General features: G+C 63.7%; 18 protein-coding genes. 9 read left to right on the forward strand and 9 right to left on the reverse strand.

The window, feature by feature from the left end; all coding sequences use genetic code 11:
• The first annotated feature begins 18 nt into the window (after window positions 1-18).
• Complete coding sequence (locus ACVWY5_RS07985) at window positions 19-1,149, forward strand: serine hydrolase (protein ID WP_028337010.1); 1,131 nt, start codon at window positions 19-21, stop codon at window positions 1,147-1,149.
• Between the two features lie 131 nt (window positions 1,150-1,280).
• Entirely contained in the window at window positions 1,281-1,595 is a 315-nt protein-coding gene (locus tag ACVWY5_RS07990) for a hypothetical protein (protein ID WP_028337009.1), read from the forward strand.
• Between the two features lie 65 nt (window positions 1,596-1,660).
• Here ACVWY5_RS07990 and glgA read toward each other — a convergent pair whose 3' ends face one another.
• On the reverse strand, window positions 1,661-3,115 hold the full coding sequence (gene glgA, locus ACVWY5_RS07995; RefSeq protein ID WP_028337008.1) for a glycogen synthase GlgA: 1,455 nt from the start codon (window positions 3,113-3,115) through the stop codon (window positions 1,661-1,663).
• Window positions 3,112-4,374, reverse strand: a complete 1,263-nt coding sequence (glgC, locus tag ACVWY5_RS08000; RefSeq protein ID WP_028337007.1) for a glucose-1-phosphate adenylyltransferase — start codon at window positions 4,372-4,374, stop codon at window positions 3,112-3,114. The genes glgA and glgC overlap by 4 nt, the downstream gene beginning before the upstream one ends.
• 247 nt (window positions 4,375-4,621) lie before the next feature.
• On the opposite strand from glgC, the gene ACVWY5_RS08005 reads away from it, so the two are divergent.
• A complete protein-coding gene (locus tag ACVWY5_RS08005) occupies window positions 4,622-5,854 on the forward strand; it encodes a rhodanese-like domain-containing protein (protein WP_028337006.1) in 1,233 nt (410 codons plus the stop codon).
• A 419-nt stretch (window positions 5,855-6,273) separates the two neighbouring features.
• Here the strand turns inward: ACVWY5_RS08005 and ACVWY5_RS08010 are convergent, their stop codons facing one another.
• A complete protein-coding gene (locus ACVWY5_RS08010; protein WP_080667239.1) occupies window positions 6,274-6,597 on the reverse strand; it encodes a DUF1127 domain-containing protein in 324 nt (107 codons plus the stop codon).
• A gap of 149 nt (window positions 6,598-6,746) precedes the next feature.
• Between ACVWY5_RS08010 and ACVWY5_RS08015 the strand changes: the two genes are divergently transcribed.
• Window positions 6,747-8,321 carry a winged helix-turn-helix domain-containing protein gene (locus ACVWY5_RS08015; protein ID WP_028337005.1) on the forward strand — a complete coding sequence of 525 codons (1,575 nt, stop codon included), beginning with the start codon at window positions 6,747-6,749 and terminating at the stop codon, window positions 8,319-8,321.
• A gap of 71 nt (window positions 8,322-8,392) precedes the next feature.
• On the opposite strand, the gene ACVWY5_RS08020 is transcribed toward ACVWY5_RS08015, so the two are convergent.
• Both ACVWY5_RS08020 and ACVWY5_RS08025 read right to left on the reverse strand, forming a co-directional pair.
• Window positions 8,393-8,752, reverse strand: a complete 360-nt coding sequence (locus ACVWY5_RS08020) for a hypothetical protein (RefSeq protein WP_038377854.1) — start codon at window positions 8,750-8,752, stop codon at window positions 8,393-8,395.
• 5 nt (window positions 8,753-8,757) lie between these two features.
• Complete coding sequence (locus ACVWY5_RS08025; RefSeq protein ID WP_157340264.1) at window positions 8,758-9,381, reverse strand: hypothetical protein; 624 nt, start codon at window positions 9,379-9,381, stop codon at window positions 8,758-8,760.
• Here ACVWY5_RS08025 and ACVWY5_RS08030 point away from each other — a divergent pair.
• Window positions 9,371-9,748: a DUF935 domain-containing protein gene (locus tag ACVWY5_RS08030; RefSeq protein ID WP_244482673.1), complete on the forward strand. Its 378-nt coding sequence runs from the start codon at window positions 9,371-9,373 to the stop codon at window positions 9,746-9,748. The genes ACVWY5_RS08025 and ACVWY5_RS08030 overlap by 11 nt on opposite strands.
• The gene (locus ACVWY5_RS08035; RefSeq protein ID WP_080667238.1) at window positions 9,738-10,502 is read left to right on the forward strand and encodes a phage minor head protein; all 765 of its coding nucleotides are present in this window, start codon (window positions 9,738-9,740) and stop codon (window positions 10,500-10,502) included. Before ACVWY5_RS08030 ends, ACVWY5_RS08035 begins: the two co-directional genes overlap by 11 nt.
• Here the strand turns inward: ACVWY5_RS08035 and ACVWY5_RS08040 are convergent.
• Window positions 10,460-11,560 carry a hypothetical protein gene (locus ACVWY5_RS08040; RefSeq protein ID WP_321177061.1) on the reverse strand — a complete coding sequence of 367 codons (1,101 nt, stop codon included), beginning with the start codon at window positions 11,558-11,560 and terminating at the stop codon, window positions 10,460-10,462. The genes ACVWY5_RS08035 and ACVWY5_RS08040 overlap by 43 nt on opposite strands.
• 192 nt (window positions 11,561-11,752) lie before the next feature.
• Here ACVWY5_RS08040 and ACVWY5_RS08045 point away from each other — a divergent pair, with 192 nt between their 5' ends.
• On the forward strand, window positions 11,753-11,953 hold the full coding sequence (locus tag ACVWY5_RS08045; RefSeq protein WP_028337002.1) for a hypothetical protein: 201 nt from the start codon (window positions 11,753-11,755) through the stop codon (window positions 11,951-11,953).
• A gap of 12 nt (window positions 11,954-11,965) precedes the next feature.
• Here the strand turns inward: ACVWY5_RS08045 and ACVWY5_RS08050 are convergent, their stop codons facing one another.
• Window positions 11,966-13,264 carry a serine hydrolase domain-containing protein gene (locus ACVWY5_RS08050; RefSeq protein WP_456671663.1) on the reverse strand — a complete coding sequence of 433 codons (1,299 nt, stop codon included), beginning with the start codon at window positions 13,262-13,264 and terminating at the stop codon, window positions 11,966-11,968.
• Window positions 13,265-13,371: 107 nt separating this feature from the next.
• Complete coding sequence (locus tag ACVWY5_RS08055) at window positions 13,372-14,748, reverse strand: aminotransferase-like domain-containing protein (RefSeq protein WP_028337000.1); 1,377 nt, start codon at window positions 14,746-14,748, stop codon at window positions 13,372-13,374.
• A gap of 95 nt (window positions 14,749-14,843) precedes the next feature.
• Between ACVWY5_RS08055 and ACVWY5_RS08060 the strand changes: the two genes are divergently transcribed.
• Window positions 14,844-15,269, forward strand: coding sequence for a DUF983 domain-containing protein (locus ACVWY5_RS08060; RefSeq protein ID WP_038377853.1), 426 nt, complete (start codon window positions 14,844-14,846; stop codon window positions 15,267-15,269).
• A gap of 232 nt (window positions 15,270-15,501) precedes the next feature.
• On the opposite strand, the gene ACVWY5_RS08065 is transcribed toward ACVWY5_RS08060, so the two are convergent.
• Window positions 15,502-16,701, reverse strand: coding sequence for a multidrug effflux MFS transporter (locus tag ACVWY5_RS08065; protein WP_456671769.1), 1,200 nt, complete (start codon window positions 16,699-16,701; stop codon window positions 15,502-15,504).
• Between the two features lie 341 nt (window positions 16,702-17,042).
• Here ACVWY5_RS08065 and ACVWY5_RS08070 point away from each other — a divergent pair, with 341 nt between their 5' ends.
• The gene (locus ACVWY5_RS08070) at window positions 17,043-18,377 is read left to right on the forward strand and encodes an MFS transporter (RefSeq protein ID WP_028336997.1); all 1,335 of its coding nucleotides are present in this window, start codon (window positions 17,043-17,045) and stop codon (window positions 18,375-18,377) included.
• Window positions 18,378-18,488: the final 111 nt, after the last annotated feature.

Here is an 18,488-nt window from a genome sequence, read left to right on the forward strand (position 1 = left end):
GTCCTGATTTCGCTCTTCATGAGACAATGGCTCACCGTCCGGATCGCAGCCGTCCTGCTCGTCGTCGCTGTTAGCGTGCTCGGAGTGGCGCGCGCGGACTCCGACATGGATGCGCAGATCAGGGACATCGTCACGACGGAACTCGCGCCGACCGCGACTGCGGCCGACCCGGGCGGCCTCGCCGTGGCGGTCTATGCCGGCGGCCGGGTCGCCTTCTTCAACTACGGTTTCGCTGATGCCGCAGCGAAGCGACCGGTCACCCCGGACACGCTGTTCAACCTCGCCTCGTTGCGCAAGCTGTTCGAGGCGACGCTGGTCGCGCTCGGCACCGAGCGCGGCGAATTACGGCTGGACGATCCGGTCGGCAAGTATCTGCCCGAGCTCAACGCCGACTACGTCAGCCGCGTCACCATCGGCGAGCTCGTCAATCATACGTCGGGGCTGCTGCTGCCGACCGATCATCCGCCATGGCCGGACGGGACGTTCAGCCGTGATCAGTTCATCGCGATGCTCAATGCATGGACTCCACCGGCGGGAGAGCAGCCGGGCAAGCAGCGCGTCTACAGCCATGCCGGCTATGTCCTGCTGCAGCTCGTGCTGGAGCGGCGCTATGACATGCCGATCGCGACGTTGATCGGGAACCGTATCCTCAAGCCGCTCGGCATGACGTCGACCTTCGTTCCAGACCGTAGCGAGGACAATCGCTCGACGATGGCGCCCGAGATGATGCAGCGTGTGGTTCAGGGCTACTCCCACGACGGCACGGCGATCGGTCCGCCGGGCAATCAGCAGCGCTATTATGATTTTCCAGGCACCGGCCAGATGTTCTCAACGGCGCGCGATCTCGGCATATTGCTGGGCGCCTGCCTCGACGGCGCGGTGATCGATCCGGAATTGCGCGCCGCGTTGCAGATGACCGAGCGTGAGAGTTTTCGCGTCGACGAGAAGTTCGGCCAGGCGATGGCATGGGAGCATGTGCGGCTGGACGGCGTCACCGTGATCGACAAGCCGGGCGGTCTCAATAACGCCTCAGCCTATGTCGGCCTGGTGCCGGCGCGCAGGCTCGGCATCGTGCTGCTCGCCAATCGCGGCGACTATCCGCACGAGATCGCGCGCTACAGGATCTTGCCGGCCCTCGCGCGACTGTAGTCGCAGGACGTGCCGGTCCAATGACACGGCCCGCGCGGCAGGGCAGGGGATGCATGCAAAAATCGCGATGGCGCGGAACCGTGATCGGCTGTATAAGCCGGTAGCTTCTTCTCCATTTTGAAGAGGCTGATATGACCGATCTGTATCCTGATTTGCACAATTGGCTTTCGCAACAGCCCCATGGGTTGCGAACCTTCAGGACCTTCCAGAAAAAACTCGAGATTCTGAGCAAGGACGACCCGGAGCAACGCGGCGTTTGCCGGCTGCTGAGCGGACTCGTCGGCAATTACGTCGAGACCTTCGACGAGGAGCCGCTGCCCGTCGCGGTCGCCGACCGCGCCTATGGCCGGCTGCTCGATCTCGTCGCAAGCCTTGATCTCAAGGGAAATCCCGACCGGCGCCTCGCCGACATCAACCGCGTCGCGTCCTGCGATCTGCTGAACTGATCGCGGCGCAAAACGCTTTGCGTTCTGTCGCGGGAAAACCGCTTCGCACTTCCCGGGATCATGCTCTAGCGCCGCGTCGTCGCGAGCTCGCGATAGAGCGCGGCGTAGCGGCCGGCGCGATTGTGCCAGGAGACATCGGTGGCCATGCCGGCCTGCTGCAGCCGGCGCCACGTCACCTTGTCGTTGAACAGCAGGTTTGCCTTGCGCAAGCCGTGGGCGAGCGCATCCGAAGTGACGGGTGCGAACTTGACGCCGGTCGGCGCATCGCCGGTGATCGCGACTTCGTCGAAGTCGAGCACGGTGTCGGCAAGGCCGCCGACATTGGCGACGATCGGGACCGCGCCATAGCGCAGCGCGCACAGCTGGGTGAGGCCGCACGGCTCGAAGCGCGACGGTACTGCGAGCGCGTCCGCGCCGGCCTGGATCAGATGCGCCAGCGCCTCGTCGTAACCGATCACGACCGCGATCCGTCCGGGATTGTCGCGCGCCAGCGCGGCGTAGCGATCCTGCAGGTCGCGATCGCCGCTGCCGAGCAGCACGAGTTGAATGCCTTCGCCGAGCAGCGTCGGAATGTTCTCGAGCAGCAGGTCGAGGCCCTTCTGCCATGACAGCCGGCTGATGACGCCGAGCAGCATCGCATCCGGCGCGGGATCGAGCCCGAAGCGGCGCTGCAGCGCCGCCTTGTTCGCCGCGCGCTCCGCCGGCTGCTCGGCGCTGAAGCGCGCCGCGATGTCGGGATCGGTGGCCGGATTCCACACCGATATGTCGATGCCGTTGAGGATGCCGCTCAGCACGTCGGCGCGTTCGCGCAAGAGGCCGCCGAGCCCCATGCCGCCATCGTCGCTTTGAATCTCCCGCGCATAGGTCGGCGAAACCGTGGTGATGCGGTCGGCGAATTGCAGGCCGGCCTTCAACAGGCTGATGGTGCCGTAATATTCGACGCCGTGGAGCGCGTAGGATTCGCCCGGCAGGCCGAACGCGGTCAGCATGTCCGGCGAGAACTGGCCCTGATAGGCGAGGTTGTGCACGGTCATCACCGTGCCGGGCCGCGGTTGCCCGGCATAATGCAGGAGGGCGGGTGCGAGGCCCGCCTGCCAGTCATGCGCATGCACAATGTCGGGGACGAAGGAGGTGATCGCGCCCTGGCCGATCTCCGCCGCCATCCGCGACAGCGCGGCAAAGCGGATGCCGTTGTCCGGCCAGTCGCGTCCGTCCGGGCCGACATAGGGATTGCCGGGCCGCGCATAGAGATGCGGCGCGTCGAGCGCGAACAGATCGAGGCCATCATGCGTGCCGCCCAGCACGCGGATCGGCCCGCCGTAGAATTCCGGCCAGTGCAGCAGCGTCTCCGCCGTGGCCAGCGCCTTGAGCACGTCGGGATAGCCGGGCACCAGCGTCCGCGTCGTGACGCCGTATTGCTTCAGCGCCGCCGGCAGCGCGCCGACCACGTCGGCGAGGCCGCCGGTCTTGACGATCGGGTAGACTTCAGAGGCGACTGCGAGGACGCGGATGGGCGTCATGTCCCCAGCCTGTCGATCATCGACTGCGTAATCAGCGTGATGCCATTCTCGGTGGTGCGGAAGCGCTTGCCGTCGAACTCGGGATCCTCGCCGACCACGAGCCCTTCCGGAATCCTCACCCCGCGATCGATCACGACGTTTCTGAGCCGCGCGCCGCGGCCGACATTCACGTAAGGCATGATCACCGCATTCTCGACATTCGCGTAGGAATTGACGTGGACACCGGTGAACAGCAGGGAGCGGCGCAGCGACGCGCCCGAGATGATGCAGGCGCCGGAAACAAGCGAGGTCACCGCCTGGCCGCGCCGTCCGTCCTCGTCATGCACGAACTTGGCGGGCGGGGTGATCTCGGCATAGGTCCAGATCGGCCATGATCGATCGTAGAGGTCGAGCTCGGGCACCACGTCGGTGAGATCGATATTGGCGCCCCAATAGGCATCGACGGTGCCGGCATCGCGCCAGTAGGAGCGGGGATCGTCGCCGGAGCGGACGCAGGAATCATTGAACTGATGCGCGATCGCCCGGCCATGCTTCACGATATAGGGGATGATGTCCTTGCCGAAATCGTGGGCCGAGTTCGGGTCGGCGGCATCGCGGCGCAACTCGTCGAACAGGAATTCCGAATTGAAGACATAGATGCCCATGCTGGCCAGCGACTTGTCGGGCTTGCCGGGCATCGGCGGCGGATCGGCCGGCTTCTCGAGGAAGGACTGGATCAGGCCGGTCTCGTCGATATGCATGATGCCGAAGGCAGAGGATTCCGCGCGCGGCATTTCAAGGCAGCCGACCGTGACGTCGGCGCCACTTTCGACATGCTGCTTCAGCATGATCTCATAATCCATCTTGTAGACGTGGTCGCCGGCGAGCACCAGGATGTACTTGGTGCCGTGCGCTTCGAGGATGTCGACGTTCTGGTAGACCGCGTCGGCCGTGCCGACATACCACATCGTTTCGGAAACGCGCTGGCTTGCGGGCAGGATGTCGAAACTCTCGTTTCGCTCCGGCCGGAAGAAGTTCCAGCCGCCTTGCAGATGCCGGATCAGGCTGTGCGCCTTGTACTGGGTCGCCACCGCGATGCGGCGGATGCCCGAATTCACTGCATTGGACAGCGCGAAATCGATGATGCGCGACTTGCCGCCGAAATAGACCGCGGGCTTGGCGCGCTTGTCGGTGAGCTCCTGAAGTCTGCTGCCGCGTCCGCCGGCCAGCACGAAGGCGAGGGCGTGACGCGACAAGGGTTCATTTCCGACTGATCTCATGGTCATCCTCCCAGAACTTCAGGCTGGCCCCGCTACCTTCTCTTGTCCGGAAGGCCTGATCGGGCGCCAACGGGGCCGATTGGGAACGTAGCAAGTGCATCCCGGTTGAGCAAAGCGGGATGGCGGGCTTTCGTTCCCCGGACCCCCGCTCGTGAAGATCGGGGTTGCGAGCCGGTTAAAGCTATTGACGAGGCGCGATTTCGGCCTAGAGCAAGCCTGCCGTTTTCTTCTGTCAGGCCAGCATCCCATGACACTTTCTTCCGTCACGCCACAGGACATCCGCGCAACGCTGCTGCTGCGCCGGGAGATCGCGCTGCTCGACGTCAGGCATGAGGCGGAATTCGCCACCGGCCATCCGCTGTTTGCCGCCAACATGGCGTCCGGCCGGATCGCGCTCGAAGCCGAGCTGCGACTGCCGCGCAAGGACGTGCCGATCGTCCTTTATGACAATGGCGAGGGGCTGGTCGCTGCCGCCGCGGTGCAGTTGATGGCGCTGGGCTATAGCAATGTCGCTGCACTCGCCGGCGGCCTGGGGGGCTGGAAGGCGGCAGGTTACGAGGTGTTCGAGGACGTCAACTCCTACGCCAAGGCGTTCGGCGAGTTGGTCGAGTCGCGCAGGCACACGCCGTCGCTGAGCGCCGACGAGGTCGCCGCGCTGATCTCGGACAAGGCCAACATCGCGATCCTCGATGTCCGCCGCTTCGACGAATATGCCACCATGAATATCCCTGGCTCGGTCAGCGTGCCCGGCGCCGAGCTGGTGCTGCGCGCCGGCGGCGCGGCGCCGGATCCCGACACCACCATCATCGTCAACTGCGCCGGCCGCACCCGCTCGATCATCGGCACGCAGTCGCTGATCAATGCCGGACTGCCCAACAAGGTGCGGGCGCTGCGCAACGGCACGATCGGCTGGACGCTGGCGAAGCACGATCTCGAGCACGGCGCCGGCAAGCGCGGCGGCATCGCTCCGTTCGAGGGCGCAGGCGACAATGCGCGCGACGTCGCCTATCGCGCCGGCGTCCGTCACATCGGGATCGACGAACTCGCCGCGCTGGACGAGGATGCGCACAGTACGCTGTATCGCTTCGACGTGCGCGATGCCGAGGAATACACGGCCGGTCACCTTGCCGGCTTCCGCCACTATGCCGGCGGCCAGCTGGTGCAGGAAATCGACATGGCTGCTCCCGTGCGCGGCGCGCGCATCGTGCTGAGCGACAACAAGAACATCCGCGCCGACATGACGGCGTCCTGGCTCGCGCAGATGGGCTGGGAGGTCTATGTGCTCGACGGCGGCTATAACGGCCGGCTCGAAGTCGGACCACCGCGCATGGTGCCGCGGCCCGATCCTGCGCACCGCTACCGGCGACCCTATGAAGGCACCGGCGTCGCGGAGCAGGCGATGCAGGCCTATCTCGATTGGGAGTACGGCCTCGCCGAGCAGCTGCGTCGCGACGGCACGCACGGGTTCTATGTGATCTAGCGGATGGCGTGGTGACGGCGGTGCGACCGCATCGGTCGGTGCCGAGTCGCAGGGGCGCACTGCCAAAATATCGAAAACAACCCCATGCAAAGGAGCCGGTGGCTGCCGGCGGACACGGCAACTTGACTCGTCGGGCAAATCAGCGGTATTCTTCCATTATTCAGAAATCGTGATGTGAGTCCGGGGCTCCTCCAACACGTCGTCCCTGCCTAGCGCGCAATTGTGTAGCGCGCAAAATCGAATGGCACCGCGCGCAAGTTCGTTTGTCACCCCTCAAGTTGGCCCCTGCCGATGGCAGGGTCGACGTCCGCTTCGCGGTCGACAGCGGCGGATTGCGGACGTCTCCCGAGGTCGCAGAAGGGCCAGACGCAGTCATAACGGCTTGCGTAGCGGACCGCGATGGGTTTCCGCGCATTGCGTTAGCGAGGTTTGACGCGTGTTTCTAAGAGCTGCTTGTCCCAATGTGGGTGGATTTGGCCGTCCACTGTTGGCAGGTATTGGACCCATTCGGCTCGTATGCCTCGCGGGTCGATATCTCTGTTCGACACGACGTAGTCAATCTCGCTTCGCGTCGTGCCGATATCCATTAACTCACGATCACTTAGGTCGCACAAGGCGGCTTGTAACCTCTGGCGTTCGCGCCGTTCCTGAAGCGCACCCCAATATTTCCCTAAAAAGCTGGAGACGCGCCGCGTCAATGCGGAAATTTGTCCCAACCCTGTTGCACCATAGGTCATGCTCATCGGAGCATCCTCCTCGGTATTGCTTGTATCGACGGTACCCCATGGTTAGGGGGCCACGCTTGACATCCGGCTTACATTTTCCTTGCCGGCAGCTTATTCTTTGCGTCCGAGCGGCGCAGAAGATCGAAGGCCGCCTAAGGGACCCTCAATTGCGTTATTTCTTCGAGGAGTACGTATTCGACACCGACCGTCGCGAACTGCATCGCGGGGCGAGCCTCGTCTCCATCACACCGCAGGTATTCGATTTACTTGATTACCTTATCCGCAATAGGGAGCGCGTCGTCAGCAAAGACGATCTCATCAGCGCGGTTTGGAATAGACGCATCGTCTCAGATGCCGCGCTGACGACCCGCATCAATGCCGCCCGGGCGTCAATCGGTGACGACGGTGAAAGGCAGCGCCTAATAAAAACATTGCCGCGCAAAGGCTTCCGATTTGTTGGCGCAGTGCACGAAGGGCAGAAGCCGGCAACTTCGAGTAGTTCGACGGCGCAGAGCGACGGCACGGAGCAAGCGGTGTCACCGCCTCGTCTTTCTATCGTTGTCCTGCCATTCGTCAATCTTAGTGGTGACCCCGAGCAAGACTACTTCGTCGATGGTGTGACGGAAAGCCTCACTACGGACTTGTCGCGGATCAGCGGCTCATTGGTGATCGGGCGACACACCGCATTCACCTACAAGGGCAAAGCGGCTGACCTCAAGCAAATCGGTCGCGAGTTGAACGTCCGGTATGTGCTAGAAGGCTCCGTACAGCGCCGCGAAAGCCGACTTCGCGTCAACGCGCAGCTGATAGACGCTGAAACCGGCACGCATTTTTGGGCGGACCGCTTTGACAAACTCCTAGCCGATCTGTTCGATATGCAGGACGAGATCATATCTAGACTAGCTAACTCCTTGGACGCGCAGCTCGTCGCAGCCGAGGCCATGAGAGCACAACGTTCGGCGCATCCCAATTCAATGGAGTTGTACTTCCAGGGCAGAGCTAAGCTCAATATGGGGTTGACTTCCGAATATATCTTGCAGGCGCGCCACTTTTTCGAGCGCGCCCTGACGCTTGATCCCGGCAATATCGAAGCGCGTCTGGGTTTAGCGCATGTTGATGGCATTGTTGGTGCCGGCTACATGACCGACGATCGGATAAAGTACCTTACCGCAGCAGAAGCGGCCGTCATGCATGCCCTGACCCTCGCGCCGAACCACGCCTTGGCTCACTTACATTTGGGAACAGCAAAAATTTTCACGAACCGCGTGTTTGAGGGCATTGACGAACTACAACACGCTTTGGCGCTGGACCGAAATCTGGCCCACGCGCACGGGTTAATCGGTCAAGCCAAGATTTTCCTCGGTCGCGGCGGGGAGACTGAGGCGCATGTCTTAGAGGCACTCCGTCTGTCTCCCCGCGACATTCATGCCTTCATGTGGATGCAGTATGTCGGTTTCGCTAAGTTGCAACTTAGTGCCGATAAGGAAGCCGTCTGTTGGCTCCGCAGGAGCATCGACGCCAACCGAAATTATCCGTTTGCGCATCTTGGGCTCGCCGCTGCCCTAGCACTGCTTGGAGCACTCGATGACGCGCGGGCCGCCGCGCAAGCAGGGCTCGCGCTTCAACCTAATTTCAGCATCCGCCGCTTCCGCGCCAGCCCGTCGACCGATAATCCAGCTTATCTTGCCAAACGTGAGCGCATTTATGAGGGCATGCGATTGGCAGGAGTACCGGAGGGGTAACGTCGCAGAGGGGTCAAAAGGCGACATGAAGCAACGGCGATCCAATAGTCCGCTTTGGAGCCCGAACCGCCCTAGACCAGGGCGTTGGCGCGGACCAGAAGGGCATCGACCTGCTCGTCGGACAGGCCCACGACGGCGATCATATGCTGAACCAAGGGGTCAGACCGCCTGATCTCGGTCGCCAAGTCCCATTCCTCCTGGACGTCCGCATCCGCCGCAATTGCGGCCTTCACGGAAGCCCAGGTGCCAAGCTCGTCAAAGGCCCTCTTGAGACCGAGCTTGGTGCAGGAAGACGGCACAGGGGCCGGCGGATTGAGGAATGCGACAACAGCCGGATCGTCATCAGCGATTCCTTCAAGCACAAGATCGGGCTGCGGACCTTTAAACCAACTGACGATTGCGCCCGCTTCGTTTCGTTCAATGAAGCCCATGATGATTAATTCTCCAACGGATCGAACCAGCCGCGCGTAAAACACCGATAAGATGTGTTCGCTGCCGCCGATCGCGCACAAATCTGCGCGGCAGTATCCGTCCAAATCTGCAAATCGTTGGCGTTGCCAGAAGTCGAGCTTGTCACTTCGATGCCGTTACCGCCGACACTGTAACCCGGCGCGTTGTCGAAAAGACCGGTTTCGTGCGTCCACCAAACGGTATTGATCGTAGGGCACCAAGCGATAATGTTGATGTATGCTTTGACGCGAACACCCGTAGGAATGCTTCCCAACGCGAACGTTTGCAACGTCGTTCCGAGTGTATTTGTGGTGAAATCCAGCGACGAGCCGACCCAAAAGAATTCCCGACCGCGCTGTAGGATCTGCGAGAATAGGCCGCCCGAGTTGTGCCAAACGGCACCGACGCGACGGAACAACGTATATCCGGCAGGCATTGTCGGCGCGGTCGCGCTCCTGGACATCAGCACATCGACTGCCGCCGTCGTCGGATTCTTTATCACGAAGACATGATAGAAGCCGTTCGCTAGCGCTCCGGTATCGACGATCGACGGCGTCGTAAAGCTCGTCCCCATGGGGTTGAAAGTCGGGATGTCGACGATGCGCGACAAGCTCGGTCTGCCCGAGCCCGGCCCACAAGAGGAACTGCTGGTCATGCCGACGGCTCCCATGTTCGGCGGCGGCGGGCTGTTCGGGGATCAGCAGCCGTTCCAATCTCTGCATGCGCGACGACCGGCGCTGCGCTCCGCGGACGAGGTGGCCCAGCTGGCGCTCGCTGCTGAAGATCTGGCGCAGCCTGCGTTCCAGGAGCTGGTCGATAGACTGAAGGTCGTGCTGCAGAGTGCGACGAGCTTGGAGGACGTGCGTCACAGCCTGACAAGGTTGAAGCTTGATCCGAAGAACATGACAAAGGCGATCCAGCTCGCCCTGGTGATGGCGAAGCTCGCCGGCCGCGACGATATCGCCGATGAACACTAGGGTCATTCTGCCGCGCAAGCTGAGTTTCCGCGGCTGTTGCTGCGGTCAGGCGCATCTTGCGATGAACGCCGTCGATGTCGCTGCCTTCAGCACCGATCCGCTGGAGGCGATCCGGTTCATCCGCGATAAGCTCGACGTGCCGACGTCGAGATGGACCGACCTGTGGCAGCAGCAGCACTCGGTCGCATTTACGGTCGCCGGCGCGACCTCGAAGGACCTGGTCCGGGACTTCCACGACGCCGTCAACAAGGCGATCGAGGATGGCACCACGCTGGAGGAGTTCCAGAAGGACTTCGACGACATCGTCGAAAAGTACGGCTGGAGCTATAACGGCTCGCGCGGTTGGCGCAGCAGCGTGATCTTCGACACCAACGTCAACATGGCCTACGCCGCCGGGCGCTGGGACCAGATTCAGCAGGTGAAGGCGCGGCGGCCTTACCTGATGTACAAGCACCTTGCCGGGCAGGTCCATCCGCGCGCCGAGCACGAGGCCTGGGACGGCACCATTCTGCCGGTCGACGACCCGTGGTGGCAGACGCATTTCCCGCCGAACGGCTGGTTCTGCCATTGCTGGGTTGAAAGTCTCTCCGATGCCGACCTCGATCGCTACGGCTATCAGGTGTCCGACCAGGCGCCACCGTCGCGCCTGGTGCCTCATATCGTCGGCGGCCGGACCGTCATGGTGCCCGAAGGAATCGATCCCGGCTTTGCCTATCGACCGGGTGAGCAACCGGCCGCAACCGATGACGAATAGGAGTCCCGCCTGCGAGTCCCACCTGTCCGCGGTGCTGCTGCGGCCGAAGTGGCGGTTAAGCCTAGTTTTAAAGAGCTTTCAGCAAGCTTTGAAGCTAGGTGGGACTCAGCGCGCGCCGCCGGGCTTATCGAGTCCCACTTCGGCCAGACGCCGACTGAATCGAATAGGGTTTTCGGTGCCGCCGCGCCGTTGCGTGCCATTCGATCACGCGCGCTGTCGTCTCGCCAATCGCGCGCCGCCGCCCGTCCAACGTGATCGAGCGGCCGCGACGGCTTCAGCTCGGTCACCGCGCCCGCCTTGCCGTCCTTCATCTCGATCTTGAACAGTTTGGCCGGAATGAAGGTCGTGACGTAAAGATTGCCGTCGGCGCCGATCGCGATGCCGTCGAGCCCGACGCCGTCCTTGGCCGGCGCGAGCTGCGGATCGGTGGCGAACGTCGCCAGCCCCGTGCTGCCGGGTTTCAGGCTATAAACGAATGGCGCAAAGGAATCGCTCACATAGGCGGTGCCGTCGGCACCGACCACGATGTCGTTGCAGAACGATTTCGGATCGCTCAGGGCAAAGCTGCCCTTCGGCGCGCCGCTCTTGAGATCGAAGGTCTTCAGCCAGGCGCCCTTGACGTCGCTCGGCCCCGCCACGCCCATCGCGCTGATGTCGTTGGAGCAGACATAGAGCGTGCCGCTCTTCTCGTCGGCGAGCACGCCCAGCGTCGAGCGGCTGTCGGCGGCGCCCGGCTTGACCAGCTGCTCGGCCTTGCCGGCCGAGATCTTGGTCACGCCGCCATGGTTGAAGCTGCCGACGTAAAGCGTTCCGTCGGAGGTCGAGGTCACGCTCTCCGGAAAACTCTTGTCGGGAACGCCGACCGGAGCCGTTTCGGCGCGAGCCGCGCCGGCCATGCCAAGCGCAAGGACGATGGCCGCAGCGCTCGCTAGATTCTTGTTTTGGCGCGTTTTCTTCACGCGAACCTTCGCTCGAAAACGCTCCAGCGATGCGCGGCGGATCTTGAGCAGTTCTCCCGTTGCGCGCGGACGTCCCGCGGCGCCATTGTTCTTTATCATGATCGCGTTTCCTCAATGAACCTGGTTGGACCAGGCAGGATTTTCTTGGCGATCGTCTCCGGTCGATGGTTGTTGTCTGCAGGGTTCCCGACCGAATTGTTCACCCGCCTGCCTTGTCGTTTCGATATATACGATAGTATATAGCGAGAGGGAAGCAGCAGAGAGGAAGCTGCGACGGCCGGATGGCGCGTCATGGAACGGGAATTGGCGCTGCACCACCAATGCGTGTGCTGCGGTGGCCTTATCGGGGGGATCGTCGACGATGGCGCGATCGGCCTCGATGCACGGATCGGCGTGTTTACGGATGAGTGTGCATTCGCCTGCAACGAATGCACCGCGAGTCTGATCGCGGCCGCAGCACGGCCCAGGCAGGAGGCAGTTCGGCGCAAATAGGTGCGACTAAACTCAATCCGGGCTGAACGCGTCGTAGACCAGCTTGCGGAACGCGGGCGTGATGCGCTGGCGCTCGTTCTGGGTCTGCTCGAGCATGATGTAGATCATGTCGAGCTTCGGATCGACGCCGAAATAGGTGCCGCTGCCGCTGTCCCATTTCAACTCGCCGATCGAGCCGGGCGGTGGCGGCTTGGCGATGCCGGGATCGGTGCGCACGGCGATGCCGTAGCCATAGCCAAAGCCGTCGCCGGGGAAGTACCAATAGTCTCGGCCGACGCCGGAGCCCGGCCCGATATGGTCCGTCGTCATGGTCTTGAAGGCAGAGGGGCTCAGATAGCGCTTGCCGTCGAGCTCGCCGCCGTTGAGCAGCATCTGCGCGAAGCGCGCATAATCGAGGATGGTCGATACCAGGCCGCCGCCGCCGGATTTCCATTCCGGATGCGCGCGCCGGTCGTTCTCGCCCTCGATCAGGATGGTGTCCGAGGGCAGCGGCTCGGCGAGCCTTGTCCGTTCGGTCTCCGCATCGAGCACGTATCTGGTGTCGTTCATCTTCAGGGGATCGAACAGGCGCTCCTTCTCGAACTGATAGAGCGTCTTGCCTGAGACGATCTCGATCACCCGGCCGAGCACGTCGGTGGAATGGCCGTAGCGCCACAGCGTGCCCGGCTGCCGCGACAGCGGCAGCTTGGCCAGCCGTGCGACGAATTCCTCGTTGTCGAACTTGCCGTCGAACAGGTGTCCCGCACGGTAGATCTTCTGGATCCAGTCGGCGCCGATATATTCGTAGGTGATGCCCGAAGTGTGCCGCATGATATCTTCAATGGTCACCGGCCGGATCGGCGGCACCAGCTCAACCTTGGCCGGATCGTTTCCACCGTCCGGTTCGATGGCGACCTTCACGTCGGCAAACGCCGGGATGTATTTCGACAGCGGGTCCTGCGGCGACAATTTGCCTTCGTCGACCAGCATCATCGCGGCGGTGTTGGTGATCGGCTTGGTCATCGAGTGCAGCGCGAACATCGTATCCGGCCGCATCGGCGACTTGGTTGTCACGTCGCGATACCCGAAGGTCTTCAGATAGACCGGCTTGCCGTGCTGCTGGATCAGGATGACTGCGCCCGGAATTTTTCCTGCCGCAACCTCGTTGTCAAAGAATGCGGTGATGCGTTCGAGTTTTTCCGGCACCGGGGCAGGGGCATCGGAGGCGCGCGCCGCGCCTGATATGACAACTGCAAGACAACCGATCGCGGTCACTGCTCCGCGAAGCGTCAGCACAGCACGGTGGACTGCCCGATCATACCCGCACGACATTGAAAAGCCCGCCCCTGCCTGATGCCCTGAGCGCAGAGTTTTAACGGCGTGCGCTCCCGCGCACCATAATCATTTTGGAGCGAGTTTATTCCCGGCGATGGCCGGAATTATACGATTTGGGTAGCGCCGACGGGCGTGCGCACGGCATTCGACAGCACCTGCAGCGCCTGGCTCAGTTCGGCGCGGTTGCGCGCCGCACCCAGCGACACGCGCAGGCCGCGCGGCGCGGCTTCGCCCGCCGCAAAGGCGTCTTCGCCGACCACGGCGAGACCGTTGCGCATCAGGTGCGACAGCAGGTCGGTGCCGTCGAAATGCTTCGGCAGCGGCATCCAGAGATGGTGGCTCGCCGGCCGCGCCGCATAGCTGACGCCTTTGAGGAAGCGGGTCGCAAGCAGCTGGCGCGCGGCCGCCTCGTTGCGGATGGCGCGGATGATGTCGGCGGCGACGCCGGAACGCAGCCATTGCGTGACCAGCGCGACCATCAGCGACGGCGGCATCTGCATGGTGGCCTGCATGCTGGCGCGCATGCGCTGCTCGGCGGCGGCATCGGGTGCCAGGAGATAGGCGACGCGCAGCGCCGGCGCGATGCATTTTGCGATGCTCGCGGCGTAGTAGGTGCGCTCCGGAATCAGCGTTGCGATCGGCGCCATCTGCGGTTCGAGCGGGCCGTAGACGTCGTCCTCGATCAGGACGCAGCCGCGCTTGCTGATGATATCGGCGATCGCCTTGCGCCGCGCCGCGCCCATGGTCGCGGTGGTCGGATTCTGCTGCGTCGGAATCAGGTACACCGCCTTCGGCTTGTGCTTGCGGCAGGCCTCGTCGAGCGCGTCGGGCCTCGCGCCCTCCGCGTCCATCGCGACGCCGACCAGGCGAACATCGAGCCGCGCCGCCGCGGCCTTGATGCCGGGAAACGTCAGTGCCTCGGTCAGCACCACGTCGCCGGGCGACGTCAGTGCCAGCAGGGCGTTGAAGATGATCGCCTGCGAGCCCGGATAGATCACGATGCGGTCGGCGGATGCGTTCGGCACGCGCGGCTGTATCCACGCGGCGCCGACCTGGCGCTCCTCAGTGGTGCCGCCGGGACGCGTATAGCCGAGATAGGCGGAGAACCCCGCCTCGGAGCGGATGGTGGCAAGTCCCTGCGCGATGCGCAGATCGAGATTGGCCTCGACCGGCTGCGGCGGCAGGTTCATCGACAGGTCGATGTTGACGGGCGCGGGCAGGTCGGACGCCGCGCGCGCGGTGGTCTCCGAGACGAAGGTGCCCTGGCCGACGCGGGCGTCGAGCAGTCCGCGCCGCCGTGCCTCGCCATAGGCCCGTGTCACCGTGGTCAGATCGATATCGAGCGCGGTTGCCAGCGCACGGTGGGTCGGCAGCCGCTGGCCGCGAATCAGCCGGCCGCTGGCGATATCGGCGGCCAGCGCATCGACGATGCGCAGGAACATCGGGCCGTGCCATTCCGAAACTGTAGGGATCCAATCCATGCAATCCGACGCTTTGTCTTTGATTGTATGCTATCGAAAGCATATTGTATGGATCATCAGATCAGGTCAAGGACAACGGCCAAAGGAAAACGACGATGACCGAGACGGTTTCCCTGCCAAAGGCGATGTGGCGCGGCTTCACCATGAAGTGCCCGAACTGCGGGCGCGGCCATCTGTTCGGCCGTTTCCTCAAGGTCGCCGATCACTGTGAGGTCTGCAGCGAGGACTTCACGCCGCAGCGCGCGGACGATTTCCCGGCCTATCTCGTGATCGTCGTGGTCGGCCACGTCGTGGTGCCGGCGCTGCTGTGGCTGGAGATGAACTACGCGCCGCCGGCCTGGCTGCAACTGGCGATCTGGCTACCGGTGACGTTGTTCAGCGCGCTCGCGCTGCTGCAGCCGACCAAGGGCGCGATCGTCGGCCTGCAGTGGCAGCTCGGGATGGAGGGTTTCGCGGCGACCCGGCGCGCGGTGGCGCCCGCCCGGGCGCAAAGCAGCGTCGGACGGACTCGCGAAGCCTGACGCGATCCCAGAATCGTAGCCCGGATGAGCGAAGCGACATCCGGGAACAGCAGCCCCGCATATCGCTCCGCTCATGCGGGCTGCAGCGCCGGGTCACGTCAGGATCGTAGCCCGGATGAAGGCAACGGGTCGCGCGAACGCGCGCCGATGACAGGCTCAGCGAAATCCGGGGTAACTCCTGCACAGCGAAGAATCCCGGATTGCGCTGCGCTCCATCCGGGCTACGGATCAATCAAATCGGATGATGGTGCGGCCGGAACATCCGGCCCTTTTCCGTCACCAGCACGACGGCGAGCGCGGCCAGCGTGCAGAGGAAGAAGCCGGTCGCGAACGGCGCCAGCGTGCCGTCGTAATCCTGTCCGATCGTGGTGCCGACGCCGATCCCGAGCAACGTCGTGATCGTGCCGTACAGCGAGGAGGCGGTGCCGGCGATCTTGCCCTGCGGCTCCATCGCGAGCGCGGTGAAGTTCGCCATCATCAGCCCGAACGCGAACATCATCAGGCCCGACAGCACCATGAACAGCGGCAGCGACAGCGTGTCGGTCTTCACCGCCAGTAGCAGGGCGCCTGCGACGACCGCAAAGCCGGTCAGCGCAGCGTGCGAGATCACGCGCATGCCGATGCGGCCGACGATGCGCGAGTTGAGGAAGCCGGCGATCGCGACGCCGACCGCGCAGGCCGCGAACGCCACCGGGAAGTAATGCCCAAGCTTGAAGATCTCGGTGAAGATCTGCTGCGAGGAGAACACGAAGGCGAACAGCGAGCCCTGCACGCCGCCGGCGGCGAGCGCGTAGCCGAGCGTCTGGCGGTTGGTGATGGTCTGGCGGAACGCGGACAGCACCTCCGGGATCGCCAGTGACTTGCGCAGCTCAAGCGGCAGCGTCTCCGGCATCCGCATCGCGCTCCAGGCCAGCGCGATCACGCCGTAGATCATCAGTAGCACGAAGATGCCGCGCCAATGCGTCAGCAGCATCACCGCCTGGCCGAATGACGGCGCGATCACGGGGACCGCGATGAACACCATCATCGCCAGCGACATCACGCTCGCCATCCGCCGTCCGGCGTAGCAGTCGCGCACGATCGAGGTCGCGATCACGCGGGTCGCGGCGGTGCCGAGCCCTTGCAGCGCGCGCGCCAGCAGCAGCGTTTCGAACGAGGGCGCCATGATCGCGAGCAGGCCGGCGATGGTGTAGACCGTCATGCCGCCGAGCAGCACCGGGCGGCGGCCGAAGCGGTCCGACAGCGGGCCCATCACGAACTGGCCGACGCCGAAGCCGACCAGGAAGATCGACAGTACCATCTGCGGGCGGTTGGCGTCGGCGATCTGGAACGCGGAGCGGATGTTCGGCAGCGCCGGCAGCATCATGTCCATCGCCAGCGGGTTCAGCGCCATGATCGAGGCGATGACGACGACGAATTCCGGAAAGCCCATCGGGCGGTGGCCTGAGGAAACCCAGGCATCGGCATTGATGTCAGACACTTAGCAACCTCTTGGGAATCCTCGCATCGTAGCGATCTTGCTGCGATGCACAATCGGCGTTTCGGGATAGCTGCCCGCCGATCGCGGTCGAGGTAGCGGGGTCGGGAACCAGGGCCAAAAGCACAATTCGCCGAATATCGTTGCGGATGCAACTATTTTGCTCGTGCGGCGCGGAAACCTCTGCTAATCCCGGGCCCGGCATCCGTGCGGGGCAGGCGCATAGCCGCCGATCACGCCCGCGCGGCCAAGAACAGGCTCAAGAACAGGTTCAAGAACGGGTTTGGGGAGGCCACATGTCCATCGAACTGTCCGCGCGCTCGCGCGGCGCTGAACTGTCGGATGAGGAGCGCAAGGTCCTCACTGCAACGCTCGTCGGCACTACCATCGAGTGGTACGACTTCTTCGTCTACGCCCAGGCGGCGGGCCTGGTGTTCGGCGCGCTGTTCTTCGCGCCGATGAATGCGAACAATCCGCTGCTGGCGCAGATCGTCTCGTTCGCGACGCTCGGCCTGTCGTTCCTGTTCCGCCCGTTGGGGGCCATCGTCTGCGGCCATCTCGGCGACCGCTTCGGGCGCAAGAACATGCTCGTCGTCACGCTGCTGTTGATGGGGGCGGCGACCGCGCTGGTCGGCCTGCTGCCGACCTATGCGCAGATCGGCGCCTGGGCGCCGGCGCTGCTCATTCTGTTGCGCATCCTGCAAGGCTTCTCGGCCGGCGGCGAGTGGGGCGGCGCGGCGCTGATGGCGGTGGAATCGGCGCCCGTCGACAAGCGCAGCTTCTTCGGCTCGTTCCCGCAGATCGGCACGCCGCTTGGCATGATCCTGGCGACCGGCGTGCTGTGGGTGCTGACCGCGACGCTTGGCAAGCAGGCGATGATCGAATGGGGCTGGCGGATTCCGTTCCTGCTCTCGATCGTGCTGATCGTCGTCGGCATCGTGATCCGCCGCACGGTCGAAGAGTCTCCGGTGTTCCAGGCGATGCAGCGCCGGCACAAGGAATCCTCCGCGCCGCTCAAGGAGCTGATGCGCAATCACAGCAAGGAGATTTTGCGCACCGCGTTGATCTTCATGGCCAACAATGCGGCCGGCTACATCCTGATCGCGTTCATCATCAGCTACGGCGCCAACACGCTGAAGATGCCGTCCGAGCAACTGCTGCTGATCGGCACGCTCGCGGCGGTCAGCTGGTTCATCTTCACGCTGCTCGGCGGCATCCTCGGCGACAAAATCGGCCGCGTGCGCTGCTTCCAGATCGGCTATGGGCTGATGGTGCTGTGGGCGGTGCCGATGTGGTTCTTGATCGACAGCAAGAACCTGCTGCTGTTCTTCGTCAGCGCCGTCGGGCTCACGGTTGCGCTCGGCCTGTCCTACGGCCCGCAGGCCGCGCTCTATGCCGAGCTGTTTCCGGCCAAGGTGCGCTATTCCGGCGTCTCGATCGGCTATGCGCTCGGCGCCATTTTCGGCGGCGCCTTCGCGCCGATGATCGCGCAGTGGATCATCGGCACCTACGGCCAGTCCTGGCGCGTCGGCGTCTACATCGCGGTGCTATCGCTGATCTCGCTGATCACGGTGTCGACGATCAGGGATCCGCAAGGCGTCGATCTGAACGTGCACGACGCCGGCACTTAGGCCTTGTAGGCCGGATTAGCCGCAAGGCGTAATCCGCCCTCGTCTCTGCGTCGCGGGTGGATTACGCCTTCGGCCAATCCACCCGCGCAGCGGTGCATCGCCTGCGATTGC

Source organism: Bradyrhizobium sp. USDA 3256 (assembly GCF_054058275.1).

What these genes read in the sequence shown, in the direction of transcription:
- ACVWY5_RS08065 (WP_456671769.1), bottom strand. Translation starts at nt 16,701, where the DNA reads ATGGGCTTTCCGGAATTCGTCGTCGTCATCGCCTCGATCATGGCGCTG.
- glgC (WP_028337007.1), bottom strand. Translation starts at nt 4,374, where the DNA reads ATGAGATCAGTCGGAAATGAACCCTTGTCGCGTCACGCCCTCGCCTTC.
- ACVWY5_RS08070 (WP_028336997.1), top strand. Translation starts at nt 17,043, where the DNA reads ATGTCCATCGAACTGTCCGCGCGCTCGCGCGGCGCTGAACTGTCGGAT.
- ACVWY5_RS08055 (WP_028337000.1), bottom strand. Translation starts at nt 14,748, where the DNA reads ATGGATTGGATCCCTACAGTTTCGGAATGGCACGGCCCGATGTTCCTG.
- ACVWY5_RS08035 (WP_080667238.1), top strand. Translation starts at nt 9,738, where the DNA reads ATGAACACTAGGGTCATTCTGCCGCGCAAGCTGAGTTTCCGCGGCTGT.
- ACVWY5_RS08050 (WP_456671663.1), bottom strand. Translation starts at nt 13,264, where the DNA reads ATGTCGTGCGGGTATGATCGGGCAGTCCACCGTGCTGTGCTGACGCTT.
- ACVWY5_RS08060 (WP_038377853.1), top strand. Translation starts at nt 14,844, where the DNA reads ATGACCGAGACGGTTTCCCTGCCAAAGGCGATGTGGCGCGGCTTCACC.
- ACVWY5_RS08045 (WP_028337002.1), top strand. Translation starts at nt 11,753, where the DNA reads ATGGAACGGGAATTGGCGCTGCACCACCAATGCGTGTGCTGCGGTGGC.
- ACVWY5_RS08005 (WP_028337006.1), top strand. Translation starts at nt 4,622, where the DNA reads ATGACACTTTCTTCCGTCACGCCACAGGACATCCGCGCAACGCTGCTG.
- glgA (WP_028337008.1), bottom strand. Translation starts at nt 3,115, where the DNA reads ATGACGCCCATCCGCGTCCTCGCAGTCGCCTCTGAAGTCTACCCGATC.
- ACVWY5_RS08010 (WP_080667239.1), bottom strand. Translation starts at nt 6,597, where the DNA reads ATGAGCATGACCTATGGTGCAACAGGGTTGGGACAAATTTCCGCATTG.
- ACVWY5_RS07990 (WP_028337009.1), top strand. Translation starts at nt 1,281, where the DNA reads ATGACCGATCTGTATCCTGATTTGCACAATTGGCTTTCGCAACAGCCC.
- ACVWY5_RS08030 (WP_244482673.1), top strand. Translation starts at nt 9,371, where the DNA reads ATGCGCGACAAGCTCGGTCTGCCCGAGCCCGGCCCACAAGAGGAACTG.
- ACVWY5_RS07985 (WP_028337010.1), top strand. Translation starts at nt 19, where the DNA reads ATGAGACAATGGCTCACCGTCCGGATCGCAGCCGTCCTGCTCGTCGTC.
- ACVWY5_RS08040 (WP_321177061.1), bottom strand. Translation starts at nt 11,560, where the DNA reads ATGATAAAGAACAATGGCGCCGCGGGACGTCCGCGCGCAACGGGAGAA.
- ACVWY5_RS08020 (WP_038377854.1), bottom strand. Translation starts at nt 8,752, where the DNA reads ATGGGCTTCATTGAACGAAACGAAGCGGGCGCAATCGTCAGTTGGTTT.